Source organism: Rathayibacter agropyri (assembly GCF_013249015.1).
Lineage (GTDB): Bacteria > Actinomycetota > Actinomycetes > Actinomycetales > Microbacteriaceae > Rathayibacter > Rathayibacter agropyri.
In genome coordinates this window covers 287,719-304,490 of the sequence record NZ_JABRPL010000002.1, presented here as the reverse complement: position 1 = coordinate 304,490, position 16,772 = coordinate 287,719, and the positions used below count along the sequence as shown (strand labels likewise).

Sequence of the window (16,772 nt, the reverse complement as noted above, 5' to 3'; positions counted from 1 at the left end):
GGGGCCGTTGCTCGGGGCACTGGTCGGGCGAGTCGCCGCCGTCGTGCCGGCCGGACGCTCGGCGGCTGTGGATCCGGCGCGGGCGTTCGTGAATGTGGTGGCCGCATACGAGGTGGCATTCATCGCTGAGAACGAGGGGGTTCTGGCGGCGGAAAAGAAGGAGACCGACGAGCGGATCGCGTTCGCGCCCACGGTGATGAGCGAGCACGGCGGGCGCCGACGAGACCCACCGTCTTTACGCGCCGGAGAGCAGGGGAGGGTGCTAGCGATGTTTTCTCGACCCGTTCTAACAATTTGACGAGCGGTGCTCCTCATGGGTCATTTCTCCTCCCTCCGCCACCGGCTGGTCCTCCCTTACTTCGAGCAGGCGCGCGGCGCGTCGGGATTCTTGTCGTTCTACGACCGTTCGACGAGGAGGTCCTCAGGAGAACTGGGGGAAGAAATCCCTGGTCTGATCTGGTTTCCCTGGGTGAGCGACGTCTTTTCACCCGACCGACGTTTCGCGCCAGCGCGTGCATCGACTCTTCGGCTTGTGGTCTCCTCAGTTTCGTCTTCGGACCCTATTAAAGGAATCACTCATGAATCACCACACCTCTTCCCGCTTCTCCCGTCGTCGCGGGATCGTCGTCGTCGGATCGCCGCTGCTCGCCGCGTCCTCGGTGCTGGCGGTCGGTGTCGCGCCGGGGAATGCTGCCGAGCAGACCAAGTTCTGTCCCCGCGGTCAGTACTGCGCCGGGGAGGACGACAGGAAGCAGGGGCGGATCTTCAACAACAACATGACCATGAGCGACGTCGGTGACTCGTGGAACGACCAGTTCTCGATCATCACGGTGGGCTGACCCATGATGCGTGCTTGTGTTCTACCCCTCGGGTGTGCGGTGCTTCTGCTCAGTGGCTGCGCCTCCGGCGCCGATAACGGCGTGCACAAACCGTCGTCGATCGAGTTCGTGTCCAACGCCGCGGTGCTTGATGAAGCGACGGAGACGGTGCGGGAGCCGTTGGACGTCTACGGACCGAGCGTGCACGACCGGCAGGTTCTCGAACGGGCGTCGGACCTGCTCGCCGAGGACTGCGTTCGCGCGGACGGTCACTCCGTCAGCTTTGTGAACGTACTTGACTACCCGCCCTCCACGATGTGGTCGCTGAAATACTTCGGGGTGTGGACGAAGGCGAGGGCGTCGCAGGCAGGTCTCGGGATGCCGCACGATGCACTCGCCGAGGCGCACCAGCGAGAGAATGAGGCGACCTCTGCCGAGACGTACGACGCCATCATGCAGTGCGTCGGCGTGGACAGCAGAAGCGAGGAGATCGCGTCGCTGAGCTACCGGACGCCCGAGGAGTCGATCCACGAGCGGGGCCGGACCGTGACCTGGAGTTGGGCGAGTGGGGACCCGATCTGGGCTCAAGCCCAAGCGAACCTCGGTGGCTGCCTCGCCGCGCAGGGTTACGCCCTAGACGAGCAGCGGGCGTCGACCTCGCCGAAGATCGCGGAGGCGCCGGACAGTGAAGCGGGCATTCGCGCGGCTCTGAATCAGGTGGAGTGTCTGTCGTCGACGGGTGCTGCGCAGACGTTTGTGGATGTTGTGGCGGCGTATCAGGTGGCGTTCATTGCGGAGAATGAGGGGGCTTTGGTGGCGGATAAGAAGGAGACCGACGAGCGGGTCAAGTTCGCGCAGAAGGTGATCAGTGAACACGGCGGACACTGACGACGACGGGCGCCTTCGAGCGTCGGACGATGCCCCTGCCCTCGGCGCTTGGCACGGTCGGTGGCAGCATGGCCGTCAGCGTCCATGCGGCTGCTCCTATATCGGGCGCAACGGGCCGGACTGAGTCGGCGGAGGCGCTCGAGCGGACCTGAGGCGACCGCCCCGCCGGTGCCTACGCGAGAGGACTTGGCGCGTATTGACTGTTTGATGAGGGGTGTCACCCGGAGGTGTTAACCCTAAAGCTCCAGATCGGAGCGGCGTTTTACGACGTCTAGACGCTGGTCAGCGGAAGCGACCTTCTGCGCCAGACCGCTCCTTCGTTCTCCGGCTTGTGGTTCGCTCAATTTCGTTCACAGGAACTGTCGAAAGGAAATACCATGAGTCACATCACACGTTCTACTTTTCCCCGCCGTCTCATCCTCGCAGCGGGCTCAGCGGCGATCGCGACCGTGTCCGTGCTCGCATGCGGCGTCGCACCGGCGAGCGCATCCCAGACCATGGATTGCCCGAATGGGCAGTACTGCGCGTGGGAAGACGACAGGCAGCAGGGCCATATCTTCAACAATGTCGTCACTATGGCAAACATCGGTGAGTCGTGGAATGATCGATTCTCGTCGTTGCAGAACCTCCGGGGGGTGACCGTTGGATTCTACGAGAATGATTACGGACGGGGTGCAGCGCGCCTCGTCAGAGACGGCGAAGTTGCGAGTGAGCTCCAGTGGGAGTGGCATGACGGAAGGACGTGGAATGACAGCATCACGAGTATTGTCGTCTTCTAAGCGATGAGGCTGACCCGCGGATCATCGGTCGTCGCCGTCTCGATGTCGTCTATGCTGCTGCTGAGCGGATGCCTATCCTCGCCGGATGTGAACAGTGATGAGCGGCCCTTCATCAATTTTGTACCGAATGTCGCGGTGCTGGATGAGGCAACCGAGACGGTGCACGAGCCGCTCGACGTCTACGGCCCGGACCTGCGCGGTCGCCAGATGCTCGAGCGTGCTTCTGATCTGCTTACTGAGGATTGCGTTCATCGCGCGGGTCGCGCGCTTACCCTGGTCAACGTTCTCGACTATCCGCCGTCTTCGCGGTGGACGGTCAACTACTTCGGGCCCTGGACAAAGGAGAGAGCGTCGCGAACGGGGCTCGACAGACCATACGATGCACTTTCCGAAGCTCACCAGAAGGAGGCAGATATTCCTCCCGAGACGACGTCCGCTTTAAGAAAATGTCGCGATTCAGCAAGAAGCGACGAGAGGAATATCTTCGCGGAGCGCAACCCCAGTGAGTCGATCTATGAGCGGGGGCAATCAGAGACATGGGCCTGGGCAAGCCACGATCCGATCTGGGAGAAGGCGCTCGGCGATCTGCAGGGTTGCATGACAGCACAGGGCTATACCTTCGATGATTCGCGCGGTCCTACCGCGCCCGTGATCGCGGATGCTCCGGATAGTGAGGTGGGTATTCGCGCGGCTTTGGACGAGGTGGAGTGTTTGTCGTCGACGGGCGCGGCGCAGACGTTCGTGGATGTTGTGGCCGCGTATCAGGTGGGGTTCATTGCGGAGAACGAGGCGGCTTTGGTGGCGGATAAGAAGGACACGGACGAGCGGGTCGCGTTCGCGCAGAAGGTGATCAGTGAACACGGCGGACACTGACGAGACCCGGGGGCCGCGGTTGCGGCTCGGCCCTCGCCCGTGGGTGATCGTCGTCGTGCTGGTCCCCGTGATCGGTGCGATGGCGGCGGCCTTTCTTGTGGGGCAGGCGCTTCGTGCGCCCGACACGACCGCCTTCAATAATGCGCAGCGAACGCTGACGACGACGGGCACTGTGGAGAAACGGACGATGCCCCTCCCCTCGGCGCTCGGCACGGTCGGGGGCAGCACGGCCGTCAGCGTCCACGCGGTCACTCCCGCCGGAGCCGCCGCGGCGCAGATTACGGCGGCTCCGCTCGGCTCCGGCTCGGTCGTGACCGATGGCGCACTCCTGTTCGCCGTGGCGGAGCGGCCCGTGTTCGCGTTGGCGATCGACGGTCCGCGCTATCGAGACTTGGTGCAGGGTGACGAGGGCGAGGATGTCCTCGCCCTGAACGGCGCACTCTCCCGTCTCGGCTACGCGGCGAATCCGGAGAAGGCGACCTTCGACTCCGCGACCGTCGTCTCACTGGCGGCCTTCTACGATGACCGCGGCTACCAGGCGCAGCGGGGACCGGACGTCGTCTCGGCGGCTCCCGCCTCCGCCGCTCCCGCTGCGACGCCCGCACCCGCTGCGACGCCGGCGACGACCACCACGACGCCCGGGCCGCGAGGTGGCCGCCTGCCGTTCAGCGAGATCGTCGACCTAGACAGATCCGACTTCACCGTCGCCTCCGCGCCGTCTCTCTACTCCACGGTTCCGGCGGACGGCCAGGTGATGACCTGGACTGTGCCGCCTGACCGCGTGGTCGCGCGCGTCGATGTCGCTTCAGCCGATTCGCTCACGGCAGGAGAGCCGGCGTCGATCGTCGATCCTGCCTCGGCGGGGCATGCGGACGGCGTGATCGAGAGCATCGGGCCGTTCGCCCCGTCGGCGGACAAGTCGGCCCCCGGGCACGACGTCACCGTCGTCGTCTCAGCAGAGACGAGAGCTGCGCTGCACTCCGGCGCCTCTGTCACCGTGACCTTCGGCGAGCGTGGCGCCGAGCGGCTCGCCGTTCCCGCGACGGCACTTCGCCGGGACGGCACCACGAGCTTCGTGAACGTCGACCGCGCTGGCGGTCAGCAGCGCGTTGAGATCAACGTGCGCGCCGTCGCCGATGGCTGGGCACTGCTCGACGGTGAGCCCGCGCTCAGCGTCGGTGACACCGTTGTGATCGGCTGACTCGGTGTCGGTCCTCGAATGCTCCGGCGTCCAACGACGCTTCGACGCCGACAACCACCCCCTGCGCGGCGTCGACCTCGCAGTGCACAGGGGGGAGTTCATCGCGATCACCGGACCTTCCGGTTCCGGGAAGTCCACACTCCTCAACATCCTCGGCCTGCTCGATCGCCCGAGCGAAGGTCGCTTCCGCATCGATGGGATCGACACGGCGGTGATGTCGGACCAGCAGCGGGACGAACTCCGCGCTCTGCGGTTCGGCTTCGTCTTTCAGGACGCCCACCTGCTGCCGGGGCGCACAGCCGCTCAGAATGTTGCGGTTGGCGCGCACGCGGGTCGGATCGACGTCGACCTGCTCGAGGATCGGATCACCGAGGCCCTCGCGGCCGTTGGGCTCGCGCAGAAGGCGAACGCGCGCGTCGATCTACTCTCCGGAGGAGAGCGCCAGCGCATCGCGATCGCGCGCGCGCTGGTGCATCGGCCGAGCCTCCTCTTACTCGATGAGCCGACCGGCAGCCTCGACGAGGAGACCGGCGACCGGATCGTCAGCCTCCTCGAGACGCTCCGCGACGGTGGTCTCGCGCTCATCGTGGTCACCCACGACACGCGTCTGGCCGCGCGCGCCGACCGTCATCTCGCGATGCGGCGCGGGCGTCTCGAGGGTCCGGACGCGCCATCTGACCCGGAGCCTGACGCTGCCTCCCCTGACACAGCACAGTTGCGGGTTCCTCTTCATCGGCGGATTCGCACGCTCCTCTCCGACGTGGTGCTTGGCCTCCTCGCCAAGCCGGCGCGGGCATTGGTCGCCGTCGCGATCGTCGCTGTCGGAGCCGGCGGATTCGTGGCGGCCGACGCACTGGCGGTGACTGCGTCGCGACAGATCGACGACACGGTCCGTACGGCCGCCGGCGACCTCGTCCGGTTGACAGCGAGCGGGACGGACCGAGATGTGACGGAGGCGGACGCGGAACGCCTCGCGCATGTCGAGGGCGTTCGTCACGTGGGACTGCGCTGGGATGTCGCAGGTCTTCGTGCCCCGGTGCGGCGGTCGCAGGAGGCTGTGCTCGACGACAGTGGCGCGGGGGTCCCCGTCGTCGCGCTTGGCGCCGACGCGGTGGGGGCGCTCGAGATCAGCACCGTGCCAACCTCTTCCGCCGCTCTGCTGTCGGCCCCGGAGCCTATCTCGAGTCGGATCGCCCTCGTTGGGGCGGAGGCGGCGGAGCGGCTAGGCATCGTCCCAGGGTCCGACGGGGCAACCCTTTCGATGGGCGGGAAAACCTTCAGCGTCGTGGGGAGCATCACCTCAGCGAGCCCGGCGGGCGCGGATCTCACCCGGGCGATCGTCATCGGTCACCAAGCGGTCGACGTGATCTCGGAGGGTACCCAGGGTGGCATGCTCCTCGGCACGACCGAGCCGGGACTTGCCCGGGCGATCGCAGAAATCGCCCCCACCGCGCTGAATCCGGCCGCCCCGACCGCGTTCTATGCCGAGACGACGGCCGACCTCGCGCAGCTGCGCAGCCGCATCAACGATCAACTCGAGCAGCTTGTCCGGACGACCGGGGCGGTACTGCTGGTTCTCGCGGTGCTCGGCGCCTTCGCGACCGCCTGGAGCGGAGTGAGTGCGCGGCGGGCTGAGATCGGACTGCGCCGGGCGCTCGGTGCGTCGCGCGCGGCAATCGCGGCCCTCTTCGTTCTCGAGAGTGCGCTGACGGGTCTTCTCGGCGGCGCCCTCGGCACCGCTCTCGGCATCGGAGTCGTTCTCGCGACCGCCTCCGGACAGGGCTGGACCCCCGTCGTCGCGGTGGAGGTCCTCGCGCAGGGGCCGTTGCTCGGGGCACTGGTCGGGGGAGTCGCCGCCGTCGTGCCGGCCGGACGCTCGGCGGCCGTGGATCCGGCGCGCGAGCTGCGCAGCTGACCGTCGCACGCGACGCACAGACCGCTGGCACACTGGGGCGCATGAGCAGGCTGAGGGTCATCGTCGCGCCGGACTCGTTCAAGGGCTCGGCGAGCGCCATCGAGGTCGCCCGGGCGCTCGCCGAGGGTTGGCGTCGGGAACGTCCGGGCGACGAGATCGTGCTCGCGCCGATGGCCGACGGTGGTGAGGGAACCGTCGCGGCCTTCGCGATCGCGGTCCCCGAGTCCCGGCGGCACGCGCTTGTCGTCCCTGGGCCGGACGACCGGCCGGTCCGGACCGAATGGCTCCTCTTGCCCGACGGAACGGCCGTGGTGGAGCTCGCGTCGTCCAGCGGCCTCACTCTGCTCGAGGCACCGCGACCGCTGACCGCGCACACTCGCGGCTTCGGCCGAGCGATCGCGGCGGCGCTGGACGCCGGGGCCCGAGCGCTGCTGCTCGCGATCGGTGGCAGCGCATCGACCGACGGCGGGGTCGGCGCCCTCCGCGAACTGGGTGCGCGTTTCCTCACTCTTGCGGGGCAGGAGGTGGGCGACGGCGGAGGCGCGCTGCACGAGCTCGCCCGGATCGAGCTCTCGGGGCTGAGGCCGATCCCGGCGGGCGGAGCGAGCATCCTCAGCGACGTCACCCATCCACTGCTGGGCGACGTCGGTGTCGCGCGGGTCTTCGGTCCGCAGAAGGGCGCCGGATTCGAGGACATCCTGCGCCTGGATGATGGACTCCGCCACCTCGCCGCGCACCTGGACGCAGATGCGGGGGCGGCCGGCGCGGGAGCCGCGGGCGGTACAGGATTCGGGCTGCTCGCTTGGGGCGCGCGCCTCGCTCCCGGCTCGGCGGCCGTCGGCGAGGCGCTCGGGCTGCCGCGGCTCGTCGCCGGCGCCGATGTCGTGATCACGGGGGAGGGGCGCTTCGACGCGCAGTCGATGGCGGGCAAGGTCCCCTCCTACGTCCTGGGGCTCGCGCAAGCGGCCGGCGCGCGCACGCTGCTCGTCGCGGGCGCGCTCGAGGCACCGACCACGGCGTTCGCCGCGGCGATATCCCTCACGGAGGAGGCGGGCTCGACAGCCGCGGCGCTCGCGGAACCCCTGCCGCACCTGCGCGCGGTCGCCCGGGAGCTGGCCGCGCTCGTGACGTGAGCGGTCGATCGGGATGTCGGTGGTCGGGCGTACGGTGTGGGCATGCCGACACGCCGGAGCATGTTGTACCCAGGGAGCGGATCGAGACTTTCCACAGCTGTGGATGACTCGTCCGGACCCGCGTCCTTCCGCGGTTCCGCGGGCTCCGGCCTGTGGATGAACCAGGGGATAACTACACCGATGTAACTACTACCTCTAGTGGGCTCACGCCGGATGCCCCCCTATATGTAGTATTGCTGAGCAGGCGGGAGCGAGAGCTCCGCAGGCATCCCCGAACTTCGCTACGACCGTCTCCCGAACTCAGCCCGCACCCCGGGCCACCGCCGGGAGCGGCCCCGAGGCCCCTCCTCCCGAAAGGCGACACCCATGGCTGTGACGGTCTACACCAAGCCCTCTTGCGTCCAGTGCACCGCGACCTACCGCGCCCTCGACAGCAAGGGCATCGACTACGAGGTGTTCGACCTCTCCGTCGACGAGAAGGCCCTCGAGGCCGTCAAGGCCCTCGGCTACCTCCAGGCGCCGGTCGTGATCACGGACGATGATCACTGGTCCGGCTTCCGCCCCGACAAGATCGCCACCCTCTGAGGCGCACGGGCGGCGATTCGCGGCGTTGTCGGCGGGCGCCGTAGCGCCGCTACGGCTTCCTTCTCCGCCTTGCGACTCACCACCCGTGCACCTCAGAGGGGGCTCGGCGGCAAGCAGCTGACAGGGAAAGGGGCGGCGGATGGGCGGGCTCGTGTACTTCTCGAGTAGTTCGGGGAATACGCACCGGTTCATCGAGAAGCTCGGGCGGCCGGCTCAGCGGATCCCGCTCCACGCCCGGCGAGACGGAGTCGCGCTCGACGTCGAAGAGCCGTACGTACTCGTCCTCCCCACCTACGGCGGGGGCAATGGCGGGGGAGCGGTCCCCAAGCAGGTCATCCGCTTCCTCAACGATCCGCGCAACCGCTCACTGATCCGCGGCGTCATCGGCGCCGGCAACACCAACTTCGGTGAGGCTTACTGCCTCGCCGGCGACATCATCGCCCGCAAGTGCGCGGTACCGCACCTCTACCGCTTCGAAGTATTCGGAACACCCGACGACGTCCGCGCCGTCGATGAAGGATTGGACTCGTTTTGGACGCTGCAGTGATCGACGCTCCCCGCGACGCCGCACAGATGGACTACCACTCGCTCAACGCGATGCTCAATCTCTACGGCCCGGACGGAGAGATCCAGTTCGACAAGGACCGTGAGGCTGCTCGCGAGTTCTTCTTGCAGCACGTCAACCAGAACACCGTGTTCTTCCATACGCTCAAGGAGCGCCTCGACTACCTGGTCGAGAAGGAGTATTACGAGAAGGCCGTCCTCGACCAGTATTCATTCGAATTCATTCAGCAGCTCAACGACTTGGCCTACTCGAAGAAGTTCCGCTTCGCGACCTTCCTCGGCGCCTTCAAGTACTACACCTCCTACACGCTGAAGACCTTCGACGGGAAGCGCTACCTCGAGCGCTTCGAGGACCGCGTCGTCATGACCGCCCTTGGCCTCGCGCAGGGCGACGAGACGCTCGCCACCGCTCTCGTCGAGGAGATCGTCGCCGGCCGTTTCCAGCCCGCGACCCCCACCTTCCTCAACACGGGCAAGGCCCAGCGCGGCGAACTCGTCTCCTGCTTCCTGCTGCGCATTGAGGACAACATGGAGTCGATCGCCCGCGGCATCAACTCCGCTCTGCAGCTCTCCAAGCGCGGCGGAGGCGTCGCCCTGTCGCTCTCGAATATCCGCGAGGCCGGCGCCCCGATCAAGCAGATCGAGAACCAGTCCTCGGGCATCATCCCCGTGATGAAGCTCCTCGAGGACAGCTTCAGCTACGCCAACCAGCTCGGAGCCCGCCAGGGCGCCGGAGCCGTGTACCTCTCGGCGCACCACCCCGACATCCTGCGCTTCCTCGACACCAAGCGCGAGAACGCGGACGAAAAGATCCGCATCAAGACCCTCTCCCTTGGCGTCGTCGTGCCCGACATTACCTTCGAGCTTGCGAAGAATAACGAGGACATGTACCTCTTCTCGCCCTACGACGTCGAGCGCGTCTACGGCATCCCCTTCGGCGACATCTCCCTCTCGGAGAAGTACCGCGAGATGGTAGATGACCCGCGCATCAAGAAGAGCAAGATCTCGGCGCGCGAGTTCTTCCAGACCATCGCCGAGATCCAGTTCGAGTCGGGCTACCCCTACATCGTGTTCGAGGACACGGTGAACAAGGCGAACCCAATCAAGGGCCGGATCAACATGTCCAACCTGTGCTCCGAGATCCTGCAGGTGAACACTCCGACGACGTACAACGAGGACCTGTCCTACGCCACGATCGGCAAGGACATCTCCTGCAACCTCGGCTCGCTGAACATTGCGCTGACGATGGACTCGCCCGACTTCGGCCGCACCATCGAGACCGCGATCCGCGGCCTCACCTCGGTGTCTGACCAGTCGCACATCGCATCAGTCCGCTCAATCGAGGACGGCAACGACAAGTCGCACGCCATCGGCCTCGGTCAGATGAACCTGCACGGCTACCTCGCCCGCGAGCGGATCCACTACGGATCGGAGGAGGGCATCGACTTCACCAACATCTACTTCTACTCGGTGCTGTTCCACGCCCTGCGGGCCTCGAACAACCTCTCGATCGAGCGCGGCACCACCTTTGAGGGCTTCGCAGATTCGACATACGCCTCGGGCGCGTTCTTCGACACCTATACCGAGAAGGAATGGGCTCCCGCCACCGAGCGCGTCGCCCGCCTCTTCGCCGATTCGGGCATCGCCGTCCCCACCCAGGACGACTGGCGTGCGCTCAAGGCCTCCGTCATGGAGCACGGCATCTACAACCAGAACCTGCAGGCCGTCCCGCCGACCGGCTCGATCTCGTACATCAACAACTCGACGTCCTCGATCCACCCGATCGCGTCGAAGATCGAGATCCGCAAGGAGGGCAAGCTCGGCCGCGTCTACTACCCGGCACCGTTCATGACGAACGACAACCTGGAGTACTACCAGGACGCGTACGAGATCGGCTACGAGAAGATCATCGACACCTACGCCGCGGCGACGCAGCACGTCGACCAGGGCCTCTCGCTCACGCTCTTCTTCAAGGACACCGCGACCACCCGCGACGTCAACCGTGCCCAGATTTACGCCTGGCGCAAGGGCATCAAGACCATCTACTACATTCGCATCCGCCAGCTGGCACTCGAGGGCACCGAACTCGACCAGTGCGTCTCGTGCATGCTGTAGAGCCCTCAGCCCACCCCTCAGCACGACCCATTCGCAGCAGCGAGAAGGAATCATGACTCCCCCCGAGAAGCTCAAGCTCGTCACCTCCGTCCAGGCCATCAATTGGAACCGGATTCAGGACGACAAGGACGTCGAGGTGTGGAACCGCCTCACGAGCAACTTCTGGCTGCCCGAGAAGGTTCCGCTCTCCAACGACATCCAGTCGTGGAACACGCTCAGCCACGAGGAGCAGCAGCTCACCATGCGCGTGTTCACGGGGCTCACCCTCCTCGACACCGTGCAGGGCACCGTGGGCGCGGTCTCGCTGATCCCGGACGCCATCACGCCGCACGAGGAGGCCGTCTACACGAATATCGCGTTTATGGAGTCGGTGCACGCCAAGTCGTACTCCTCGGTGTTCTCGACCCTGTCGAACACCCAGGACATTGACGAGGCCTTCCGCTGGTCGGTCGAGAACCCGAACCTGCAGAAGAAGGCGTCCATCGTGATGGACTACTACCGCGGCGACGACCCGTTGAAGCGGAAGGTCGCCTCCACGCTGCTGGAGTCGTTCCTGTTTTACTCGGGCTTCTACCTGCCGATGTACTGGTCCTCGCGCGCCAAGCTCACCAACACGGCCGACCTCATCCGCCTGATCATTCGCGATGAGGCAGTGCACGGCTATTACATCGGCTACAAGTTCCAGAAGGGACTCGAACGGGTCGACCAGGCCAAGCGCGACGAGATCAAGGACTACACGTTTTCGCTGCTCTATGAGCTCTACGACAACGAGGCGCAGTACACGCAGGACCTCTACGACCAGCTCGGCCTGACCGAGGACGTCAAGAAGTTCCTGCACTACAACGCCAACAAGGCGCTGATGAACCTCGGGTACGAGCCGATGTTCCCCAAGCAGGCCACCGATGTGAACCCCGCGATCCTGTCGGCCCTCTCGCCCAACGCGGACGAGAACCACGACTTCTTTTCGGGCTCCGGCTCCTCCTACGTGATCGGCAAGGCAGTGACCACGGAGGACGAGGACTGGGACTTCTAAGCCTCAATTTAAACTGTCCGCCTGAAACGACAAGGGGAAATTTCGTGACTGATCCTGGTGAATCAGCAAAAAACTGGCGAGCGGCGTTTGATGAGTTCGAAAAAGAATACAATTTAGGGGCAGATTCGGTAGGTATTTTCGCCGTCAATTTGCGATTTGGACTTGATGATATCCGAGGAGGTGCCGCCGATTCTCTAACTGGTGGTGGCGATGACAAGAAGTGCGACGTGATATATCTTGACCGGGATCGCGGCGTTGCCGTTCTGGCGCAATGTTATTTTAGCACTAGTCTCACAAAGAAAACTTCCGCTCCCGCTAATAAGGCGTCAGATCTGCATACTGCTTTGAGCTGGCTTATTGAAGCACCGCTCGAGAAGCTTCCCGAGGGCCTGCGCGGAAAGGCCGTCGAGTTGCGAGAGGCGCTAGAGGCAAAGCAGATTAGAGAATTTCACGTCTGGTATGTGCACAACTGCGACGAATCTGTGAATGCAACGACGGAGGTTGGGAATGCGGAACGCCTCGCCAGGAAATTGCTGGGTCCGGACGTTAACATATTCGGAAAGGAAGTCGGTTCTAATTCTCTCGAGCGGATGTATATCGGCTCGAAAAGAGCAATAACGGTAACAGAAGAATTTGATATCAAGGTGCACGATGTAATTGAAGTTCAAACCGAGCGATGGTCTTCGGTAACAACTATGGTCCCCGGCGCATGGTTATTTGATCTTTTTGCCGAGCATAAGGAAGAGCTTTTCTCGGCAAACGTTCGCGATTATCTCGGATCTCGCAATAGTGATGCAAATATTAATAATGGAATTAAGCAGACTGCAGAATCAGAACCGGGAGATTTTGCTGTTTATAACAACGGAATCACTGCGCTTGTATTGAGCTACAGCGTGGGACGCCGGTCTAGGGCAAGTCGTAAATTGACCGTTCGGGGGCTCTCAATTGTCAACGGGGCGCAGACGACTGGCTCGCTCGGATCGTTGCCGTCTAGGCCTGATGAAGGGCTATTGGTACCTATTCGTTTCATCAAATCATCAGACTCTCAGCTTCTGGAAAAGATTGTCCGATTTAATAATTCTCAAAACCGAGTCCAGGCCGCCGACTTTCGGAGTGGTGACGAAGTTCAGTCTAGGCTTCGTTCCGAATTCGCTCAGCTCAAAGGCGTCTCCTATGATGGTGGAAGGCGTGGTGGTGCGAGCGACGCAATGAAACGAAGCCGTTCGGCCATTCCGCATTACACCGCAGGACAAGTATTGACTGCTTTCAACGGAGATTCTGTAACGGCATATGATAAGAAATCAGAAATTTGGGTCGATGATAAATTGTACTCAAGTGTTTTTGGCGAGCGCACGACGGCGAGGGGAATTCTATTTTCTTACTCGTTGTACGAAGCCATCTCGTCCCGCCGTTTGAGTCTTCTCGCGAAGCAAAAGTCGAGTGGCGAAGCAATTACCACGGATGACGCGAATGAACTAAAGTTTCTAGGAAAGCGTGGCGCATCATACCTCTTAGTGGAGGCGGTCGCGCGCGTAATTGAGATTGTTCTCGAAAAGTCGGTGTCAAATAAGCTTGATCTCTCCTTTGATGCTAAGGTTGATCTCTCGACGGCCGTTAACCTATGGATGCCGCTCTTGACAAGTCTGATGCCTCTAGCCGCTCAGCTGGATTCAGCTTTTACATCAGGCCGCGTAAAGCAAGAGGGTAAGGATGTGGCGCTTCGGCAGTTTGCTTCGATGTTCGGGTCTTTGATTATAATGTCCGAGAAGAAGTTTCCTGAATTTGCTGGTCGCGTGGTCTATTTGAACAATTAGATCTGTGGGAATCTCCTCGCTACTATTCGCCTGCTTTAATCGGTCAGTAGTACTCTATTTTAGCTGTGCGCCGCAACGGTTCGCGTCGCTCGAAGTCCCTCGACCGACGCGGCGGGGAGCGGCGCGATGATTACCTCAGTCAGGTCGCGGTGAACGAGGTCAGCGAGGTTGATGGGGGCGAGCGCGCCAATGTCTTTGCTGTCGGAGACACTGAGGCTTATGCAAAACTCGCCTGAGCGTCACAAGACCCCAGGTCAGGGGCACCTTAGTCGAGCGCGTGATGCCGTTTTGCATAAGCCTCACTGGCGGAGGAACTCCTCGCGACCATCCCTTATTGCACGCTCAAGGCGGGCGAGCAGACGGTCGGCCTCGGCGAGCAGGCGGACACGCTTCTCGGTGAAGTCGGCGGGCCGTCGCGGTCGCGCCGGGAATCCGTTCGACCCGGCGTCGTCGCTCACAGAGGCACCGCCTCGTCGCGGATGGCCGACACGGTCTCGTCGTCGGGGTTGTCGATCACGACATCGACAGGGAAGCCCAGGAACTCCTCGGCACGCGCGCGGAAGGCCGCCAGCCGGAGGAAGTCCACGGCAGGATCGGCCGCGACGAGGAGGTCGACGTCACTCCGCTCATCGTCTGTGCCCCGTGCGGACGAACCGAACACTCGGACATCCGTCAACCCGTGATCCTGAGCGAGCCGGCGGATGTCGTCGGCGAGATACTCGAGGGCGATCGATGGGCGAAGTCGGGCGGCCAAAAGGAGGCGATCGAGCATCTCCGGGCTCGGTCGGCGAGCGTCTGACTCGATGGCGGCGATGTTCGGCTGACGGACACCGGTGGCGGCGGCGAGTGCACTTTGCGACATCGCGACGTCCTCGCGGGCTCGCCGGACCACGGTGCCGAGGGAGACGTTGTCGAGGAGCACGACGACACGATATCTCCGTGATATGTCAGAGCGCGAGGCGCATCAGCACCCGCGGGAAGCCGTTCAGCACCGAGGTCGTATCGGCCGCCTTCTCGAAGCCCGCGCGCTCGAAGAGCGAGCGCGTACCGACGTACGCCATCGTGAGATCGACCTTCGCGCCGGCGTTGTCCACCGGGTATCCCTCCACCGCCGGAGCTCCGTGCGCCCGGGCGAACTCGATCGCGCCCTCGAGTAGCGGATGCGAGATGCCGCGCCCGCGGAAGCCCGGGCGCACCCGCAGGCACCAGATGCTCCAGACCTCGAGGTCATCGACGTGCGGGATCTTTCGGTTCTTCGAGTAGCTCGTGTCGGCCCGCCGATGCACAGCCGCCCAGCCGACCACGTCGTCGCCGTCGTAGGCGAGGACACCCGGAGGCGGGTCCTCCGTCACGAGCTGGCGCATCCGCTCGCCGCGGGCTGGACCCCGAAGGGAGGTGTTCTCGACCGACGAGAGCAAGCGGTAGCTCAGACACCAGCACACACTCGCATCGGGCCGGGCGGGCCCGTTCATTGTCGCCAGATCATCGAAAACGGTGGCGGGGCGCACCTCGATCGTCATGGCGGCAGCCTTCCACCGCCCGCTCTGGGCGGCAAGGTCTTCGTAACGAAGGCTGAGGCAGGGGTGGAGCGCTCTCAGAACGTCGATCAGCCGTCTCATCCTTGGTTATGAGCGGGGCAGGCTTCCCTTCGCCACTCCGGCCGACGAATCGCACCAGCAACCCCTGCACAGGGTTAGACGCCCACGTCCCCGGCGCCTACCGTGGAGGTATCCAACGAAGGAGCACTCTCTGTGAAGCACGTCCCCCTCGGCACCTCTGGTGTCGATTCCCCGAACGTTGTTCTCGGCCTCATGCGCATCCCTGAGATGAGTGACGAGGCGATCCGTGGACTCGTCGGCGCCGCGCGTGACTCCGGCATCGACTTCTTCGACCACGCGGACGTGTACGGCGGTGAGTTGCACCGCTGCGAGGAGCGTTTCGCCGAGGCGATGGCGTTCACCCCGTCTGAGCGCGAGCAGGTGGTGCTGCAGACCAAGGCGGGCATCGTGCCGGACGGCCCGTATTTCGACTTCTCGTACGAACATCTGATCGCATCGGTCGAGGGCTCGCTGAAGGCGCTGCGCACCGACTACATCGATGTGCTCCTCCTGCACCGGCCCGACGCACTGGTCGAGCCCGATGAAGTTGCACGCGTATTCGATGAACTGCACGCCTCCGGCAAGGTGAAGCACTTCGGCGTCTCGAACCAGACGCCCTACCAGATCGAGCTGCTGAAGAAGTCGCTGAACCAGCCGATCGTGGCGAACCAGTTGCAGCTCTCGATCACTCATGCGCCGCTGATCGCGCAGGGTGTCGCGTCGAACATGGTGGGCGAGGAGCAGTCGGTGATGCGCGACGCGGGCATTCTCGATTACTGCCGCCTGAACGACATCACGGTGCAGGCGTGGTCGCCGTTCCAGGCCGGCTTCTTCACGGGCGTCTTTCTCGACAACCCGGCTTACTCCGAGCTGAACGCCGTGATTGACCGGCTTGCGGCGAAGTACGAGGTGCCGGCCGTCGCGATTGCCACGGCCTGGATCACCCGCCACCCCGCGGGCATGCAGGTCGTGCTCGGTACGACGAACGAGCAGCGCGTGCGCGACGCGGCCCTCGGCTCCGACCTTCCGCTCACGCGGCCGGAGTGGTACGAGCTGTTCCGCGCGGCAGGCTATCTCGTCCCCTAGAACTCCCACCCCGGAGAACTGCGCGTCGGCGCAGAGGAGGCGCGGACCCACGCGGGTCCGCGCCTCCTTTTCGCGCGCCGGTCAATCGGTGACAGGGACGTCGCGGTGCTTCTCGCGGACGAGATCGGCGACGGACGGGAAGTCCGGTTCGCGAGCGCCTCGAGGCCAGTGGGAGGGCGGAGTCAAAGGCGTCGCGGCCGCGGTCGGCCAGCGAGCGAGCGCTGTCGCATGCCTCCGCGAGAAGGGCGAGCCAACGCTCCGCGCGATGTCGCTCTCGCGGGTTGAGCGGCCCTGTGCGACGGAGCCGACGACGGAGAGACGGGTGATTCCGGCGCTAGTTGCGAGCGCGAGGAGTTCGGTCCGGTGTGAG

The 16,772-nt window shown here is 64.3% G+C and carries 17 protein-coding genes; 14 read left to right on the top strand and 3 right to left on the bottom strand.

Annotated features, from left to right (window positions below; translation table 11 throughout):
* Nucleotides 1–7 precede the first annotated feature (7 nt).
* The 13 genes from HRF29_RS06970 to HRF29_RS15310 all read left to right on the top strand — a co-directional run bounded on the left by HRF29_RS06970 (nucleotide 8) and on the right by HRF29_RS15310 (nucleotide 13,718).
* Nucleotides 8–298, top strand: coding sequence for a hypothetical protein (locus HRF29_RS06970; protein ID WP_173246774.1), 291 nt, complete (start codon nucleotides 8–10; stop codon nucleotides 296–298).
* 280 nt (nucleotides 299–578) lie between these two features.
* The gene (locus tag HRF29_RS06965; RefSeq protein ID WP_173246771.1) at nucleotides 579–839 is read left to right on the top strand and encodes a hypothetical protein; all 261 of its coding nucleotides are present in this window, start codon (nucleotides 579–581) and stop codon (nucleotides 837–839) included.
* A gap of 39 nt (nucleotides 840–878) precedes the next feature.
* Nucleotides 879–1,706 (top strand): hypothetical protein, encoded by an 828-nt coding sequence (locus HRF29_RS06960; protein ID WP_173246768.1) that lies wholly within the window; start codon nucleotides 879–881, stop codon nucleotides 1,704–1,706.
* Nucleotides 1,707–2,083: 377 nt separating this feature from the next.
* Nucleotides 2,084–2,485 carry a peptidase inhibitor family I36 protein gene (locus tag HRF29_RS06955; RefSeq protein ID WP_173246765.1) on the top strand — a complete coding sequence of 134 codons (402 nt, stop codon included), beginning with the start codon at nucleotides 2,084–2,086 and terminating at the stop codon, nucleotides 2,483–2,485.
* An 87-nt stretch (nucleotides 2,486–2,572) separates the two neighbouring features.
* Nucleotides 2,573–3,358 (top strand): hypothetical protein, encoded by a 786-nt coding sequence (locus HRF29_RS06950; RefSeq protein ID WP_222929614.1) that lies wholly within the window; start codon nucleotides 2,573–2,575, stop codon nucleotides 3,356–3,358.
* Entirely contained in the window at nucleotides 3,339–4,559 is a 1,221-nt protein-coding gene (locus tag HRF29_RS06945) for an efflux RND transporter periplasmic adaptor subunit (protein ID WP_173246759.1), read from the top strand. Before HRF29_RS06950 ends, HRF29_RS06945 begins: the two co-directional genes overlap by 20 nt.
* 4 nt (nucleotides 4,560–4,563) lie before the next feature.
* Nucleotides 4,564–6,474, top strand: a complete 1,911-nt coding sequence (locus HRF29_RS06940; protein WP_173246756.1) for an ATP-binding cassette domain-containing protein — start codon at nucleotides 4,564–4,566, stop codon at nucleotides 6,472–6,474.
* Nucleotides 6,475–6,515: 41 nt separating this feature from the next.
* On the top strand, nucleotides 6,516–7,607 hold the full coding sequence (locus HRF29_RS06935; protein ID WP_173246753.1) for a glycerate kinase: 1,092 nt from the start codon (nucleotides 6,516–6,518) through the stop codon (nucleotides 7,605–7,607).
* Between the two features lie 366 nt (nucleotides 7,608–7,973).
* Complete coding sequence (gene nrdH / locus HRF29_RS06930) at nucleotides 7,974–8,192, top strand: glutaredoxin-like protein NrdH (protein ID WP_068255139.1); 219 nt, start codon at nucleotides 7,974–7,976, stop codon at nucleotides 8,190–8,192.
* Between the two features lie 139 nt (nucleotides 8,193–8,331).
* Complete coding sequence (nrdI, locus tag HRF29_RS06925; RefSeq protein ID WP_173246750.1) at nucleotides 8,332–8,739, top strand: class Ib ribonucleoside-diphosphate reductase assembly flavoprotein NrdI; 408 nt, start codon at nucleotides 8,332–8,334, stop codon at nucleotides 8,737–8,739.
* Nucleotides 8,740–8,765: 26 nt separating this feature from the next.
* Nucleotides 8,766–10,871: a class 1b ribonucleoside-diphosphate reductase subunit alpha gene (nrdE, locus tag HRF29_RS06920; protein WP_173247695.1), complete on the top strand. Its 2,106-nt coding sequence runs from the start codon at nucleotides 8,766–8,768 to the stop codon at nucleotides 10,869–10,871.
* A gap of 52 nt (nucleotides 10,872–10,923) precedes the next feature.
* On the top strand, nucleotides 10,924–11,904 hold the full coding sequence (gene nrdF / locus HRF29_RS06915) for a class 1b ribonucleoside-diphosphate reductase subunit beta (RefSeq protein ID WP_173246747.1): 981 nt from the start codon (nucleotides 10,924–10,926) through the stop codon (nucleotides 11,902–11,904).
* 44 nt (nucleotides 11,905–11,948) lie between these two features.
* Complete coding sequence (locus HRF29_RS15310; RefSeq protein ID WP_173246744.1) at nucleotides 11,949–13,718, top strand: AIPR family protein; 1,770 nt, start codon at nucleotides 11,949–11,951, stop codon at nucleotides 13,716–13,718.
* Between the two features lie 299 nt (nucleotides 13,719–14,017).
* Here the strand turns inward: HRF29_RS15310 and HRF29_RS06905 are convergent, their stop codons facing one another.
* Genes HRF29_RS06905 through HRF29_RS06895 form a run of 3 tightly spaced genes read right to left on the bottom strand, consistent with a single transcriptional unit; the run spans nucleotide 14,018 to nucleotide 15,238 of the window.
* Nucleotides 14,018–14,176 carry a hypothetical protein gene (locus HRF29_RS06905; RefSeq protein WP_173246741.1) on the bottom strand — a complete coding sequence of 53 codons (159 nt, stop codon included), beginning with the start codon at nucleotides 14,174–14,176 and terminating at the stop codon, nucleotides 14,018–14,020.
* Nucleotides 14,173–14,640, bottom strand: coding sequence for a nucleotidyltransferase domain-containing protein (locus HRF29_RS06900; RefSeq protein WP_173246738.1), 468 nt, complete (start codon nucleotides 14,638–14,640; stop codon nucleotides 14,173–14,175). The genes HRF29_RS06905 and HRF29_RS06900 overlap by 4 nt, the downstream gene beginning before the upstream one ends.
* 25 nt (nucleotides 14,641–14,665) lie before the next feature.
* Entirely contained in the window at nucleotides 14,666–15,238 is a 573-nt protein-coding gene (locus HRF29_RS06895) for a GNAT family N-acetyltransferase (RefSeq protein ID WP_173246735.1), read from the bottom strand.
* Nucleotides 15,239–15,469: 231 nt separating this feature from the next.
* Between HRF29_RS06895 and HRF29_RS06890 the strand changes: the two genes are divergently transcribed.
* On the top strand, nucleotides 15,470–16,402 hold the full coding sequence (locus HRF29_RS06890) for an aldo/keto reductase (protein ID WP_343043679.1): 933 nt from the start codon (nucleotides 15,470–15,472) through the stop codon (nucleotides 16,400–16,402).
* The last annotated feature ends 370 nt before the right edge of the window (nucleotides 16,403–16,772 follow it).